The organism is Rhodospirillaceae bacterium (assembly GCA_018660465.1).
GTDB lineage: Bacteria > Pseudomonadota > Alphaproteobacteria > Rhodospirillales > JABJKH01 > JABJKH01.
The window spans coordinates 1-15544 of sequence record JABJKH010000085.1 but is presented as its reverse complement, the minus strand read 5'-3'; the positions used below and the strand labels follow the sequence as shown (position 1 = coordinate 15544).

The following is a 15544-nucleotide window of genomic DNA, read 5'->3' as shown; positions in this document are numbered from 1 at the left end:
AATGCCTGATCTGAGAGTGTCCTTCTCCATTTTCTACGAACCGTTGTCCTAATTTCTTTTGCTGATCTAAACTAAGCTGCACCTTAGGGGCCTGAAGTATAAACATAGAAAAAATTAGTTAGAGAGGAATGACGATGGGTGAATACGAAGACCGTTTTAAAAAGGGAATAGAGACCCTGCGGGAGTTGGGGCGTGAAGATACCATGCTCGATCAAAAAAAACATTATCAGGACATGTATGAATTGTCCGTCGGCCATCTTTTTGGTGACATTTGGAACCGCCCGCATCTTACCATGCGCGAGCGTCAGCTGATTACGTTAGCGGCGAATATTGCGATGTGCCGACCGACCGGAAACCATTCTCATTATCGCAGTGCTCAGCACATCGGCATCACCAAGGAAGAGATCATGGAAGTGATCATCCAAACCGGCGCCTATACCGGTTGGCCGACCATGGCCCATGCCATTCATCAATTCGACGAAGTATTTGAAGAAGACAAAGCCGCCGAAGAGGAGAGCGACTAAAAATAATTAAATACCGAATGGCAGAATTAGCCACCGGTATATTCTTTCTGATATTCAGCGCGGTTTATATGTTCTACCTGACGCCGAACTTCATAACCAACCCTTTGCGTGATGCGGAAAGGCAGAAGATTGTCTGGGCCCTCCGGTCGGAAATGTTGCCGCAGTTGACGATCAGCCATTTTGCCATCGCAAATTTAGGGGTGATCATTCATGCCCTGCGCTCCAAAGATGACAAACCTTTCGATTTCGAACTTGGGGCAGGTTTGTCGCTATTTGTCATATCGCGATGCTGTTGGGTGCGGCCACCTCGGTCCACGGCATCATAAGTGGTAGTTTCTAATTCCAAAAAGTCACCTTGTTCGACATTGCCATTCTTGCTTAGCTATGTTCGAAAAAAATTTATGCGGTAGGTCCGCTTAAGCGTATATATTAACGTTGCTGGAATGAGGTGAGGACTGATACCGCTTGATTTCTAAGTATTAAGATAAATATGAAAACGTGTCCAAAAACCTAGGTGCACCCATTCGTTCGACGTATTGAATCTGCCCAAAGGGGGCTTCGATAATGCGGAGGTTTATAAATGTTGTTGTTGTCACGTCGGGGGTATTCCTTCTTGCGTTAACGCCGTTGCGGGCAATGACAGTCGAGGAAGCGGCCAAGCGACTTGAAGCGATTACCTGGTACTCGGAAGAGTATCCGCCCTATAACTTTAAGGCCAATGGACAGGCCGAGGGTATGGCCGTCGATATTCTTATGGCTGCGTTCAAGAAAATTGGCGCTAAAATCACTCCCAAAGATATTAAGATCGTGCCTTGGAACCGGAGCTATAAATACATTCAGAAAAAGCCAGGAACCGCTCTATTCAGCATGACCAAAACTCCGGAACGCGCGAAACTAATGAAATTCGTTGGCCCAGCCGTGCCGATCCATGTGGCTGTCATTGCGCCAAAGACTGCGAAGCTAAAGGTAAATGCTGTAGCTGATTTGAATAATCTTGTTACCGGTGCGGTTCGCTATGATCTCGGCGACCAAATGATACGCAAATTAACAACCAATGATAAAGCGGTCGTCCGCAAAAACTCGTTAAAACAGTTGCTATATCTGTTGGGTGCAGGACGCATCGATGCAGTTGCATATAGCGTTGATGTGTTCAATTACACGGTTAAGAAATCTGGTGGCGATCCAAAAGATTATGAAAGTATCCATGTTCTAAATACCTCCCACATGGGATATGCGTTCCATAAATCGACGGATGCCGCTATCCTAGCACCTCTGCAAAAGGCCCTTGATGAGCTCAGGGTGACGGGGGTTATCGATAAAATTATTTTCAGCTACATGAAACAACCGCCACTCTTGAAGCCTATGGCCGAAACGAATGGATGGAGCTTAAAGTGAGGTTGGCAACAGGGTGTTAGATTTATCACAAAATTAACGCCAGCAGGAATTATCATCGAATTGATGCATCGAAACTGGGCAATTTAATGCTAAGTCGGTTAAATCGAATTTTGGGTAATGGTGTTACACTTGTAATCCTGTCTATTGTCCTATTGGTTTCTTTCGGTGTCCTTTTCTACACCGACGGGGTGGTTAAGAAGAATCTCGCCCATCTCAACCAATTAACGATCGACGCTGAGAGAATTCTCACGGCAGATATTCGAAGTACGACATCGGTCCGTCTGTCCGCGAGCCTAAGGTCCGACACATACGTATCAAATTACCAGGATTTTCAGGACACCAAATACGCGTTGCTCAGCAAAATTTCCAAGCTTCCTAAAACCGAGTCCGTTAAAAAGTTTTTTTCTGAGATGGAGGACGTACAGGGCGATATAGAAGAAGCTGAGTCCGAAGCCATCGAATTAATTGACGAAGGGAAATGGGACGCAGCGCTCAAACGGGTTACAGAGGCAAAGTTTAGGCGGTTTAAAACGATTTATACGGCCAATCTTTCCAATGCCCTTAACGAAATGATTATCGATGGCAATGTTCAGGCTGACAATGCCGCCAAGATATCACGGCTCACTCAGGTCATGGCCCTCTTTATGTTCATTCTGCTTGCTGTCATTGGTGTCCTGTTTACGCGGGAGCAACGACGTTCACTAATACGCCAATCTGAACTTGCGGAAAGCCTGGAAGACGTAAATGAGAATCTTGAAAAGCGGGTTGCGGAGCGAACCGAAGAACTCGACAGAACACAGGAAACTCTACGGGCGGCCCTCGATAATATGGCGGGTGGAATATTTTTGATTGACCAGAATTTTACGCTGCAGCTTTTTAACGAGCGGTTTCGCGAACTCTACGATCTTCCAAATAACGTCGTGCAGGTCGGCAAATCGCTACGAGACGTTTTTCAAGTTCGTGCGGAACGAGGTGAGTACGGCCCTGGTGATATAACCGACCTCGTCGAAGAACGAATTAAGAGTTACGAATTTAAAAATTCCAGCAAACTTGAAGACTACGTTGCGACAACGGGTAAAACCCTCGAACTTCACCGTAGACCCTTAGCTGGCGGCGGTCTTGTGGCAGTATTCGACGACATCACCGAACGCAAAGCCGCACAAGCAGCCATAGAAGATGCCCACGACGTCATGCATGACAGCATTCGCTATGCGAGCCGAATTCAACGCTCGTTGCTACCGAATGATGAACTCCTTACGGAGCTTTTTGCCGACCACTTTGTAATTTGGGAGCCCCGCGACGTCGTCGGAGGTGACATGTATTGGATCAAGAAAGATCGGCGCGGCTATTTCCTGGTCCTCTTCGATTGCACCGGCCACGGCGTTCCTGGTGCCCTGATGACGACGATTACGGCCAGCGCGCTCAATGTTGCGTTCTCGGAAACTGGGGACCCGGCGCGGCTGGTGTCGCGGGTAAACCAAATCATTAAGGATGCCCTAGGTCAGCAAAAAGGCGATGAGGGCGATTCTGATGACGGCCTGGAAATGGGTATTTGCCTCGTTGAACCGGACCGCATGCGGGTCACATTTGCGGGCGCGCGCTTCGATCTTATAATGGGCCAAGGCTCGGAATTTGAAGTTATCAAAGGTGATAAATGTAGTGTCGGATACAGGTATGTGGATTTTGACCAAAAATTCACCAATCATTCTATTCGCTTAAACCCGGGCCAACGCTTTTATCTTTACACGGATGGGATTCCGGACCAGGTCGGCGGTGAAAAACGCCGATCCTTTGGCCGTAAGCGCTTGATCGAAATGCTCAAGAATGTTTCACACATGTCGCTGGTGGACCAAGAGCCCCACCTAAAGCGCACATTCGAGGATTACCAGGGGTCGGAGTCGCGCCGCGACGACGTCTCAATAATCGGTATAATGCCACTAGGTTAAAACTTGGGGGAAAGGACAAAGCCACAATGAACGCCAAACCATCAGACACAGGTGCCGACTACAAATACCTTTCTAGCATAATCGAAAATGTGATCGACGGTATTGTTGCCATCAATGAACAAGGAATTATTGAGAAGGCAAACCCCGCTATCGAGGAATTGTTTGGTTATAGCGTTGAGGAAATAATCGGCCAAAACGTCAAGCTCTTGATGCCGCAACGCTACGCAACTGATCATGACAGTTACCTCAACAACTATATCACGACTAATATTCCAAAGATCATCGGCACCGCACGCACGGCCGAAGGCCGTCGCAAGGAGGGAACCGAGTTCCCCATCGACCTTTCCGTCAGCGAAATCTACGTTAGTGGTGAACGCAAGTTCGTCGGCGTCATACGCGATGTGAGCGAGCGCAAGGAGGCCGAGGCCTTGATCGAAGCGCAACAACATTTGCTCATGGAACTCTCGACCCCCGCCATCCAGCTGATGAGTGGTATCGTGTTGATGCCGCTGATCGGCGCTATTGACGGTGATCGGGCAACGGAAATGATCACGCGGCTTCTTGAGACCATCGCCGAATGTCAGGCAAATGTCGCAATTCTCGATGTTACCGGAGTGCCCGTCATTGATACAGATGTCGCGAGACACCTGCTGAAGGCTGTTGCGGCGGCAAAAATGTTGGGATCAGATGTGATCCTAACGGGAATGAAGCCAACCGGTGCTCAGACATTGGTGCAGCTTGGCGTTGATCTCTCGCAGGTCACCACAAAAGGATCTCTCCGTTCAGGCGTTGAAGAAGCGCTGCGCCTCCAAGGTGTGCGAATGACACGCGAACACGGGTAATACCAAGGGATATAGAAAGGACGAAACTGCTATGAATGCCAAAAAAACCAGCGCGGCCAACGGAACTGAAGTCGACTATGAATATCTTTCAAGTATCGTCGAAAATGTAATCGACGTTATTGTTGCCATCAATGAACAAGGAACCATTGAGAAGGCAAATCCAGCGATTGAGGAATTGTTCGGCTATAGCGTCGAGGAGGTAATTGGTCAAAACGTCAAACTCTTGATGCCGCAGCGATATTCACGTGAACATGACGGCTATCTCCATAACTACTTGACGACCAACATCCCAAAAATTATTGGAACAGGCCGCACGGTCGAGGGCCGCCGCAAGGATGGCACCGAATTTCCCATTGACCTATCTATCAGCGAAATCGAAGTCGACGGCAGCCGCAAGTTCGTCGCGATCATCCGTGACGTCAGCGAGCGCAAGGAGGCCGAAGCCTTGATCGAAGCACAACAGCGTTCGCTCTTGGAACTCTCGACCCCGGCCATCCAACTGATGAGTGGCATCGTGTTGATGCCTCTTATCGGTGCCATCGATGGGGATCGGGCAACCGAGATGATCACCCGGCTTCTGGAAACTATCGCCGAATGCCAGGCAAACGTCGCGATCCTCGACGTCACCGGCGTGCCGGTCATCGATACCGACGTGGCGCGGCACCTGCTGAAGGCAGTGGCGGCGGCAAAAATGTTGGGCTCCGACGTGATCCTAACGGGTATGAAGCCAACCGGCGCTCAAACCCTGGTACAGCTTGGCGTCGATCTCTCGCAAGTCACCACAAAAGGATCGCTCCGTTCGGGCGTCGAAGAAGCACTGCGACTCCAAGGTGTGCGAATGACACGCGAGCAGGGTTAATCGTATGAAGGTTCCAATCCTCCGTCATGGTGGTATTTTACTAACGTCGTTCCAAGACGACATGACAGACCGCGATGCGCTCAATCTTCAGGCCGACCTCTTGGAGATGATTAAACAGACCGGCGATACGGCCGTACTGATGGATGTAACGTCGCTACAGATGATTGATTCCTATCAAGCCAATATGATTAGTGAAACAGGCGCAATGGCGCGCTTGTTGGGGTGCGAGGTCGTTCTTTCTGGCGTCCAACCAAAGGTCGCACTGACATTAGTCGAACTCGGCGATGTCATCTCAGGTATACGTACGGTCCTCAACATCGGCGAGGGTCTCACTTTGTTACAGGACTCGATTTCAAGACCCAGCGAAGATGAGACCGCTGAAGAGGACAGCGTGAACGAAAATTCCGAGGGTAAGGAAAGGGCCTCCTCTGACGAGCTTATCTTGGAGACATCTGCAAACGAGGAAGTGAGTAACGGCCCATGAGTTCACGTTTTCAATCCAGCCTCGACATCGTGACGGAGAACGATGTCCGCCGTGCCCGAAAGCATGCGCGTACCATTGCCCATCGCGGCGGACTTGGCGAACGCGAGGAGGTTCGTCTGACGACGATCGTTTCAGAACTCACACGTAACATCCTGAAGTATGCGGGACAGGGCACCTGCGAATTTGAGCTTCAGCACATTGGGGGCCGGATCCTTGTGCGCTGCACCTGTCGGGACCAAGGCCCCGGCATCGCCGATGTCGATGCAGCAATGACCGATGGCTACAGCACGGGCGCAACGCTTGGGGTCGGACTGCCTGGAGTCAAACGATTGGCGGATTATTTTCATATAGAGACCGGAGATCAAGGCACGGTCGTTGCGATAGAACTAGATATGCATGGGAATCCACATGTCTGACCGTCCCACCGAAATAGCAAATGATCCGGTCCGCATCGGCATTTCCATTCGCCCCTTTAAGCTTGGTCGTTTCAGTGGTGACCAGGCCGGGGTTTGGCTCGACGCGGATACGACTCTGATTTGCATGGTCGATGGTCTCGGCCACGGCGAAGACGCGGAACTGGCGGCGCGCAAGGCAGTTCACTTTGTCGAGAAAAATAGAGGTATGGACCTGGCCGAAATGATGCAGGGCTGCGATGAGGAATTGCGCGGGAGTCGCGGAGCCGCCATGGCCGTGACACGAATCGATAAGTCCACAGGCACGTTGGAATATACCAGCGTGGGCAATACGCGCTGTGCCATTATCGGTCATAAAATCCAATACCTTGGTGGCATCTACGGCATTGTCGGCGAGGGCATTAATCCGACGATTATTGAGCAACGGCAACTCGGGCGCCGTGATTTAGTGTTGTTCTGGACCGATGGCCTGCCGGAGACGCTTCGCCTAGTCGCAACGCGTGTTCGCCGAACCACTAATGCCCAAGCTTTTGCAGACGAGCTTATCGACGAATTCGCGATCGAGGATGACGATGCGGGAGTCGTTGTTGTCAGGTGGGATGCTTAACATAAACTTCGTATCTTCAGGCATACTAAATTATCAATCATAATCAGTTACATGGCATCGGGTGGCATACCTCTGCCTCGCTAGGACCCCTTATGGACGATGAGGGGAACACCAGACACTTAGCAGCAATTCAAGGTAAGCCTCGGCAGCAAATATACGTTTTTTACAATGAGCAACACCAATCCTGTAGACACTAATTTTTTAGTCACACTAATCTTCTTCGATCAGCCGATCTTTCCGGGTTCTGCTAATGCCAAAGTAAATGGTTGCCAGCGACGCAAGCAGAATTGTTACCGTAATCGGGCGGGTGAGCACCACCATCATGTCGCCTGCGTGAATGGTCATTGCGCGGTTCATGTTGAGTTCGATGATCGGCCCCATGACGAATGCCAGCACGATGGGGACTGCCGGGATGGAGAGCTTGTCGAAGTAATAAGCGATGGCCCCGATCACCAGCGCCATGACCACATGTGCGCCATAGTTCGCGTAGGCATAAGTGCCGATGACGATCAGGATCATCACAAATGGGCCTAAGATACGGCGGGGAATTTTCGCGACCATCGCAAACGAGCGCGCCCCAATTAGGCCAATAGCCAACATGATAAAGTTGCCGACGATCAGGCCTAAGAACACGGTCATGATGAACTGTGGCTGTTCTTCAAACAGCATCGGACCCGGCACGACACCCTTGGTGATCAAGACGCCGAGCAAGATCGCGGCGGCACCTGAGCCTGGAATGCCGAGCGTCAGCGACGGCACCAAGGTTCCAGCGACGACAGAATTGTTGGAAATTTCGGGTGCTGCCAATCCTTCCTCGACCCCAGTTCCGAATTGGTCGCCACGTTTCGACCAGCGCTTTTCCTCATTGTAGGCTACTAATGAGCCGACCGATGCGCCGGCACCCGGAATGATACCAATGGCCGTGCCGATCAAACTGCACCGAATCCAGGTCGGGATCAGTCGTCTGATATCGAGCGACGTTATCTTATTTTTTTCCTTCAATTCTTCTGCATCAACGGTGGCGATGGTGGGCTCGATTGTCTTGCGATGATCGACGAGGAGGCGGAACCCTTCGGGTGCCGCCAGCAAACCAATGACCACAACGATCAGCGGGAGTCCGTCCATCAGGTAGCCTTGATCGAAGGTAAATCGGAGCCCGCCGAACCCGGAACTGCCGATTGTTCCCATCATCAGGCCAATGCCCGCGGCCAGAAATCCTTTGGCCGGGCTTTTACCGAAGAAGGTTCCAATAATAGAAAGCCCAAATATCCCAAGCGCAAACATTTCACCCGGTCCGAACTGCAAGCCAATTTCCGCTAGGGAGGTTGCGCCGACGATAAAGATCATGGTGCTGATCAATCCACCGAGGACGCCGGATATCAGCGAAATTTTTAACGCCTTGCCGGCCAAACCTTTGCGAGTCATGGCATAGCCGTCCAGGACCGTCACCGCTTGGGCAGGTGTGCCCGGCGTGCGGATGAGAATGGCCGGGACGGACCCGCCGTACTCCGCCGCCGAATAAACCGCGATAAAGAACAATATCGCGTGCTCTGGCGACATCGCGAAGGTCATGGGAAACAGCAGTGCCATCGATTGTGAACTGCCAAAACCAGGCAAAGCACCTAAGAGTATGCCCAGGATGATCCCTAATAAAAGTATACCGAGGGTCGGCAGTTGTATGATGAAGGCGAACGCAGGGCCCGCGTGATTGAGGAGATCGAGCATGGGGTTTTAGAGTCCGAAATCAATATATTTAGGAAAGAACATCACCGGCATCGACACATTCAGCATAATCACGAATATAAAATAAAGCAGGCACATGGTGACTAGAGCCATGACCGCAGCCCTAACAAGGACTTTGACAACAATATCCGTCGTCATTGTTTCGGCGGTGACATACTCATTAAACCGAGTCGCAAACCATAACGTTAGAATTGAAAACGTGACGATTTCAAATCCAAAGATCGGCAGGAGAAACGGAAAAGACAATGCAACTGCAGTAACAATTAGAAAGCCGCGGATATCGATACTGAATGTTTCATCCTTTTCACCCTCAAGCTCACCCCGGCCCATCACATGGTCACGGTATCGGGTAAATATAAGAGGAACACCGCACATAAGAATAAGCACAATGGAAAGCCGAGGAAAAAAGGAATCACCGGGATAGCCCGGTAACATCGGCGGCGACATACTGAAGGTTTCGTAGAGCAGGTAAAGAGTACCAGCGAGGACCGCACCAACAGCAAACAAGTCGCCCGTCGTTAAAAGCACCTTACTTGTTACGGCTGTTTCTTCGTCATCCATATCCTAGTTTCCCGGACCGGAACGGTCGTATCAAGGCGTTGGTAAAAAAAGCGCCGGAACCACCCCCAAAGGGAACGGTTCCGGCGTTGTGGCAGTTTAGTTTCTAACTCAGGAGCCCTTAAGGATTCCAAGCTTGATCATCAGCTTTCGCGTGCTTTTGAGACCGGAACTGAACTCACTATCCAGATTTTTCAGATCGCCACTGAAATTCGGAATCACGTGCGGCTGTTTTTTCATGTATTTTTGATAGGCCTTGGTCGTAGAGACCCTGGACATTGCTTCTTGCAACTTTGCAATGCGATCCGCAGGCGTTCCCTTTTTGACCATGAAACCCTGGAACTGATGCGGGATGCTATACTTATGCCCGAGTTCTCCAGGTGTCGGCACGTCTTTCACCAAGGGGTGTTTGGTCAGGCGTGTTTCATTGAGCAACAAAAGCATCCGCGCCTTGCCAGCTTTGACATGTGGAATCCACTTGCCGGGCTGCGCAAAACCGATCTTCAGGTGCTTGCCGATCACGTCTTTAACCACGTCGCCGGTACCTTTGTAGGGCACGAAACGGATTTTGATGCCAGCAGTCTTGTGTAGTAATTCCTGGTGACGGTGGTGGATTGATCCGATTTTGTTGGACCCCATCGACAATTTTCCAGGGTTGGCTTTGGCATAGGCAACCACGTCCGCATATGTCTTCCACGGACTGTCGGCATGAACGGCAACCGCATAGAGGTGCTGTTCCATCCGCGCGATCAGGGTGAAGTCTTTATAGTGGAATTTATAGTGCGGAAGGTTGAAGTAGCCGGTGAAACTGCCGCTCATGTGCATCAGGGTGTAGCCGTCGGCTTTCTTACCCTGTGTGTAGACGACAGGCTCATGGTTGGAACCGCCACTTTTGAAAACGACGTTAACCGGAACGCCTAAAAAGTCTTTTTGCTTCAAGTGCGTAGCCACTAGGTGGCACCAACGCGCAGCGCCCGAACCCGGCGACGTCGTGCAAATTAGTTCGATAGGTTTGTCGGGATACGCCGCTTGAACCGGCTGTACCACCGCAAGGGCGACCCCTGCAGCCACTACCGGCAGAATTCCTCGTGTCATCGCTTTAAGCATTAATGCCTCCCTGTAAAAAGCTTTCATTGCCGGGTTCAAACCCGGGACTATCGCGTATGTCTCTATTGGTGCGGTTTTTCGGTTTACATTGTACACCATTGATGCACTATACTAATTACAGACTACAATTTGTACAGAAAATAATACCGGGAGTTGAATTAACATTTATCTGGGGAATGTTGGTTGATCGACTTGGATACGAAAAATCAAGGGAGGATTAAATAATGCACATCCGTAAAGCGATGATGACAACCACGGGCATCCTGGTTGCTGGTCTTATGATGGTTGGTTCCAGCCAACTTCAGGCCGCAGATAAAGAACTAAAATTCGGCCATGTCGGAAAACCTGGCTCGTTATTCGAATTTTCCGTCAACGACTTTGCCAAGCGTGCAAATGCTGCCTTGGCCGGAAAGGGGTATAAAGTTGTTGGATACGGTTCCAGCCAATTGGGGAAAGACAAAGAACTCCTGAAAAAGCTGAAACTGGGAACAATTACTTTTTCATTACCCTCTTCTGTGATGTCTTCGGTTTCAGACTCTTTCGGCATTTTCGATATGCCGTATCTGATCAAAAGCCGCGATCATATGAAAAAGCTTTTGAAGCCTGTTGTCTGGAAAAAACTCAACAAGGTCGTGAAGCGCAAAAAATATGAAATCGTCGGAATTTGGGAAAACGGCTTCCGTCATATCACTAATAACAAGCATCCGATTAACACCCCTGCCGATTTAAAGGGCATCAAACTCCGCACGCCGAAATCGATCTGGCGGGTGAAAATGTTCAAGGCTTATGGTGCCAATCCGTCGCCGCTGTCGTTCTCCGAACTGTTCAGCGCGCTTAAGACCGGCACATTTGATGGTCAGGAAAACCCGTTTGCGCAAATCCACAGTGCCAAGCTGCAGGAAGTTCAAAAGTATCTGTCGCTGACAGGCCACGTTTACACACCGGCCTATGTTTTGGTTAGCCGCAAGCATTGGAAGAAAATGCCGAAGGATATCAAAAAGATCCTGAAGAAGGCTGCGAAGGCAACCCAAGGTGCAACGTATAAGAAAGCCGCCGAGTTGGAGGTTAGCTTGCTCGCGGACCTAAAGAAATCGGGCATGAAGGTCAACAAGGCCAACCGTCAGTCATTCGTTGATGCCAGCACTGCGATCTATGACAAGTTTGCAACGAGCGTAAATGGTGCGTTCGGTATGCTGAACCAGATCAATACACTGGGCAAAGGCCTATAATTCTGTTCTAACAAGTGGCTCCGCCCTGGGGAGTTCCCTGGGCGGAGCCTTTTTTTTATCTAAAATCTATTCCCGAAAATAAGGGTATTTGCCGTGGCGATAATCACTCCCCTGAAGAACGTATTTGAGTGGATTCTAGAATGGATTACCATACTGCTCATGGTCGGCCTCGCGGGGATTGTCATTGTGTCGGTGGCGTACCGGTGGAGTGGTAATTCACTCGTTTGGTACGATGAAGTGGCGTCGGTCGGCCTAGCCTGGCTGACCTATTATGCCTCAGCCCTTGCCGCTGTAAAGCGGTCCCACATCGGCGTGCCCGGACTGGTCGCGGCGATGCGGCCAAAATTCAGGGTGCCCACCGTCCTCTTTGCAGAGACCTGTATCATTGGCTTCTTTGTGGCGTTGGCCGTGCTTGGCATGGAAGTTCTTGAGGTTCTTGAAGGAGATACGCTGGTAAGCTTGCCGGAAGTCGGCACGGAATTGACTCAATCGGTTATCCCCATCGGTGCAGTCCTGTTCATCATTGCCGAGTTTCTTAACCTTCCGACGATGATTAAAGAGGCCCGGGAAGGCGCACCTGTGCATGGACACGCCTAGAAAATGGTAATTCTCTTCATGTTCATTGGGCTGCTGTTCCTGGTCCTGATTAATGTCCCCATCGCGATTGCCTTGGGCGTCGTCACCACCCTTGCGATGTATGCGACGCAAGGAGCAGAAATTCTCCCCAACTTAGCGCTCATCATGATGGATGGTGCGACGAACTTCCCGTTGATTGCCATCCCGCTTTTTATTCTCGCGGGTGCTATTATGAATGCCTCAGGTATTTCGCGGCGCTTGATTGCCTTTGCGTCTGCCCTGCTTGGCTTTATCAAGGGCGGGCTCTCCATGGTGACCATCGGGGCGTCTATGTTTTTTGCAGAGATTTCAGGGTCCGCCGTTGCCGATGTTGCGGCCCTTGGCTCCATTCTCATTCCAGCCATGAAGGAAAAAGGGTATCCCACCCCTTTTGCAACAGCAGTTACCTCGTCGTCCGCGACACTCGCGGTCATCATTCCACCCTCCATCCCGATGATCCTCTACGCCGTCATGTCTCAAAGCTCGGTCGTGCAATTATTTGTTGCCGGCATTATTCCCGGTATCTTGGGCGGGTTTGGAATGATGGGGCTGAGCTATTGGTTCGCGCGGCGTCATAATTACCCAGTTGAAGAAGTCTTTCGTTTAAGTCGTCTGTGGGAAACATTTAAAGACGCATTGCTCGCGTTTACCCTGCCGATCATCATCTTGGGCGGTATTTTTGGTGGGTTCGTGACAGCTACCGAAGGTGCCGGGCTCGCGGTTATGGCATCTTTGGTAATTGGAATCGTTTACCGAGAGCTTGATCTCAAGCATCTCAAGGAAGCAATGGTCGAAGGCGGCGTTCAGACAGCTGTTGTTATGCTGCTTGTTGCCGCTTCGGTCTTGGTCAGCCATTTTCTCACCGAAGAGAAAGTGCCCCAAACCATTGCTGAAAGCATCATCAGCTTTACCCAAAACAAGTACGTGGTCTTGGGACTGCTCAACGTCTTCTTTCTTGTTGTGGGACTGTTTCTTCATTCGGCAGCAGCAATCATCCTCGTCGTTCCGATTGTCATGCCACTGATTCATCTGGTCGGGATTGACCCGGTCCATTTTGGATTGATCGTTACATTGAATCTCGGCATCGGCCAGCAAACCCCGCCTGTCGCGAGTGTTCTTGTCACCGCGTGCTCCGTTGCGAAGGCGGATATCTGGGAAGTCAGCAAGGTCAATATCTACTTTATTGGCGTACTGTTTACGGTCTTGATGATGGTTACATATATTCCTGCTATTCCTATGTTTTTGGTTGAACTTTTTTACCGGTAACGGTTCACGCAAGGGACAAGAAAAGTAAACACTGTTATTAATCAATGAGTTATTTGGACGCTGTCGTACACTGTTACCGAATAAAACCGCAGAAAACTGAGTAAGGCGGAATTCGCTCAATTTCTTTCGATCCCTGTCCGTAGCTTAGTGTTGGTGCCAGACGGTATGAATATGACAAAAGCAGCGCTGGCCGAGCCGATTGCCGATCATACAACAAAAATTGGCGCAGACTGCACCATCGTGGGATCACATAAACGGGAACTAAAGGACTATTTCCTGGGCTCAACTGCAGCGCGAATCGTGCGGCACGCGCCCTGCTCGGTGCATGTGTTACGCTGAGGACGCTGGGCTTACTCAAATAAATAAAACTTCCGCTCTGGTTCAGGAGCCGTCATATGCTTTCACATCCGCAAACACTCCCATCGAGTTTTCTTAAAGGACAGTCCAGTACTGAAACAGTAGCCCCGATGCCACTGCGCCGCCCAATGAAAAAGCAATATAAAGGACAAACACCGGAGGCCGTGCAAGAGCAAACACCGCAATAGCTGCAGGCAGGCTGGTCACGCCGCCCGCAATTAAAAAGGCCATGCCAGCGCCTGGAGCCATGCCACTGTTTATCAATCCAGCAACTAATGGAACGGCGGCATAGCCGTTCAGATAAGCGGGCACACCAATAAGGCTTGCTGTGAAAATGGATAACACGCCACCGTCGCCGGCCAATTCAGAAATCCAATTGGAGGGAACATAGGCAAGCATCAAACTTTCCAACAGATAGGCCAACACCAACCATTTTATGAGAAACGTACCCGATTTAATGGCTTCAGTTATGAACTTTACGCGACGTTCGCCAATGGTCCAAAAGGTCCAATAGATTTCCTTCTGCAATCTCACCCGCGATCCACCGCAACCGCCATTGCCAACACCTTCACGCAGCGGATTTGAAAGCACAGATGTAGAGTTTAATGCCAAAGTTCCAAATCCGCCTAACAGACCAACACTCAGAGCAGCCAAGGTTTTGGCGATTGCAAATTGGCTGCCCAACTCGCCCGTTGTGATCATAAACATGGTTGGATCCATTAACGGTGAAGCCAGCCAAAATGCCATCACAGGTGCGAGTGGAACGCCCATAGACAACAACGCAGCGATTAAGGGAATAACGCCACACGAACAAAATGGTGAAAACGCTCCGAACACAGCCGCGAGAGGGATAGCGAGTAGGATGTGACCTGAAAAGGCCTTGGCGATTAAATTATCTGCACCGCTGGCCCCTGCATATGCGGCGAAAGCAACTGCCATCAATAAAAACGGGATAATTTCTACAACCGCATCCGATACAAACTCGACACTTGGCAAAAATTGTTCCGGGACAACCATTGCGATAAGGCCAAAAATGCCGATCGACGCAAGCCAGGCTTTATCAACATTGACCTTTGAATGCCATCGTAAAACTTGTGTGGATTGTTGCATGGACATGACCCTATTTCCCTAGTTTTATAGTTATATTGAAGTAAGAAAACTCTATGCTATAAGCTGATAATTCTTAGCCCACTTGACCCAAAGGCTCGACTCCGACACAGCATTGGTCTTTCACGAAGGTAAAGACCAAGTCCAGCGTTTCGTATTTGGCTGTGCAGACCACTTCGCGGCCATGCTTGTCCTGCAAGACCAAATCTGTTTTGACCAGCGCGGAAAGATGATGAGCCAGTGTGGAAGCTGGAATGCCAAGCTGCGACTGTATCTCGCCAACAGTCAAACCATCATGACCAGCTTGAACCAGAAGGCGGAAGACTTGCAGCCGTTTAGCATTGCCCAAGGCCGAGAGCGTTTCTGATGCTAGTATTTCATCCATGGTTCATCTCTAATTAGCAACTATAAAACTATATAACTAGAATTCTAGTTATGTCAAGTGGCTCAGTCGCATCTCATGATATAATCGCATAACTGCTTCGGGTCAGG

At 50.2% G+C, this 15544-nt stretch carries 18 protein-coding genes; 13 read left to right on the top strand and 5 right to left on the bottom strand.

What is annotated here, in order from left to right; all coding sequences use genetic code 11:
* Positions 1–134 precede the first annotated feature (134 nt).
* The 9 genes from HOM51_13670 to HOM51_13630 all read left to right on the top strand — a co-directional run bounded on the left by HOM51_13670 (position 135) and on the right by HOM51_13630 (position 7070).
* Complete coding sequence (locus HOM51_13670) at positions 135–524, top strand: carboxymuconolactone decarboxylase family protein (GenBank protein MBT5035557.1); 390 nt, start codon at positions 135–137, stop codon at positions 522–524.
* Positions 525–541: 17 nt separating this feature from the next.
* Positions 542–850: a hypothetical protein gene (locus HOM51_13665; GenBank protein MBT5035556.1), complete on the top strand. Its 309-nt coding sequence runs from the start codon at positions 542–544 to the stop codon at positions 848–850.
* A gap of 238 nt (positions 851–1088) precedes the next feature.
* Complete coding sequence (locus HOM51_13660) at positions 1089–1919, top strand: transporter substrate-binding domain-containing protein (protein MBT5035555.1); 831 nt, start codon at positions 1089–1091, stop codon at positions 1917–1919.
* Positions 1920–2005: 86 nt separating this feature from the next.
* A complete protein-coding gene (locus tag HOM51_13655) occupies positions 2006–3865 on the top strand; it encodes a SpoIIE family protein phosphatase (GenBank protein MBT5035554.1) in 1860 nt (619 codons plus the stop codon).
* 26 nt (positions 3866–3891) lie between these two features.
* Positions 3892–4707, top strand: a complete 816-nt coding sequence (locus HOM51_13650) for a PAS domain S-box protein (GenBank protein MBT5035553.1) — start codon at positions 3892–3894, stop codon at positions 4705–4707.
* A gap of 31 nt (positions 4708–4738) precedes the next feature.
* A complete protein-coding gene (locus HOM51_13645; protein ID MBT5035552.1) occupies positions 4739–5566 on the top strand; it encodes a PAS domain S-box protein in 828 nt (275 codons plus the stop codon).
* 4 nt (positions 5567–5570) lie between these two features.
* Positions 5571–6050: an STAS domain-containing protein gene (locus tag HOM51_13640; GenBank protein MBT5035551.1), complete on the top strand. Its 480-nt coding sequence runs from the start codon at positions 5571–5573 to the stop codon at positions 6048–6050.
* Positions 6047–6466 (top strand): anti-sigma regulatory factor, encoded by a 420-nt coding sequence (locus HOM51_13635; protein MBT5035550.1) that lies wholly within the window; start codon positions 6047–6049, stop codon positions 6464–6466. The genes HOM51_13640 and HOM51_13635 overlap by 4 nt, the downstream gene beginning before the upstream one ends.
* On the top strand, positions 6459–7070 hold the full coding sequence (locus HOM51_13630) for a SpoIIE family protein phosphatase (protein MBT5035549.1): 612 nt from the start codon (positions 6459–6461) through the stop codon (positions 7068–7070). The genes HOM51_13635 and HOM51_13630 overlap by 8 nt, the downstream gene beginning before the upstream one ends.
* Positions 7071–7280: 210 nt before the next feature.
* Here HOM51_13630 and HOM51_13625 read toward each other — a convergent pair whose 3' ends face one another.
* From HOM51_13625 to HOM51_13615, 3 genes are all read right to left on the bottom strand, one after another.
* Complete coding sequence (locus HOM51_13625) at positions 7281–8795, bottom strand: C4-dicarboxylate ABC transporter permease (GenBank protein MBT5035548.1); 1515 nt, start codon at positions 8793–8795, stop codon at positions 7281–7283.
* Between the two features lie 6 nt (positions 8796–8801).
* Positions 8802–9374: a hypothetical protein gene (locus HOM51_13620; protein MBT5035547.1), complete on the bottom strand. Its 573-nt coding sequence runs from the start codon at positions 9372–9374 to the stop codon at positions 8802–8804.
* Positions 9375–9482: 108 nt separating this feature from the next.
* A complete protein-coding gene (locus HOM51_13615; protein ID MBT5035546.1) occupies positions 9483–10478 on the bottom strand; it encodes a tripartite tricarboxylate transporter substrate binding protein in 996 nt (331 codons plus the stop codon).
* A gap of 245 nt (positions 10479–10723) precedes the next feature.
* On the opposite strand from HOM51_13615, the gene HOM51_13610 reads away from it, so the two are divergent.
* The 4 genes from HOM51_13610 to HOM51_13595 all read left to right on the top strand — a co-directional run bounded on the left by HOM51_13610 (position 10724) and on the right by HOM51_13595 (position 13927).
* Positions 10724–11707 carry a TRAP transporter substrate-binding protein gene (locus tag HOM51_13610; GenBank protein ID MBT5035545.1) on the top strand — a complete coding sequence of 328 codons (984 nt, stop codon included), beginning with the start codon at positions 10724–10726 and terminating at the stop codon, positions 11705–11707.
* A 159-nt stretch (positions 11708–11866) separates the two neighbouring features.
* Positions 11867–12304: a TRAP transporter small permease subunit gene (locus HOM51_13605; protein MBT5035544.1), complete on the top strand. Its 438-nt coding sequence runs from the start codon at positions 11867–11869 to the stop codon at positions 12302–12304.
* 3 nt (positions 12305–12307) lie between these two features.
* On the top strand, positions 12308–13588 hold the full coding sequence (locus HOM51_13600; protein MBT5035543.1) for a TRAP transporter large permease: 1281 nt from the start codon (positions 12308–12310) through the stop codon (positions 13586–13588).
* Between the two features lie 165 nt (positions 13589–13753).
* Positions 13754–13927, top strand: a complete 174-nt coding sequence (locus HOM51_13595) for a universal stress protein (protein MBT5035542.1) — start codon at positions 13754–13756, stop codon at positions 13925–13927.
* A gap of 93 nt (positions 13928–14020) precedes the next feature.
* Here HOM51_13595 and HOM51_13590 read toward each other — a convergent pair whose 3' ends face one another.
* Complete coding sequence (locus tag HOM51_13590; protein MBT5035541.1) at positions 14021–15061, bottom strand: permease; 1041 nt, start codon at positions 15059–15061, stop codon at positions 14021–14023.
* Between the two features lie 67 nt (positions 15062–15128).
* A complete protein-coding gene (locus HOM51_13585) occupies positions 15129–15437 on the bottom strand; it encodes a helix-turn-helix transcriptional regulator (GenBank protein MBT5035540.1) in 309 nt (102 codons plus the stop codon).
* Between the last annotated feature and the right edge of the window lie 107 nt (positions 15438–15544).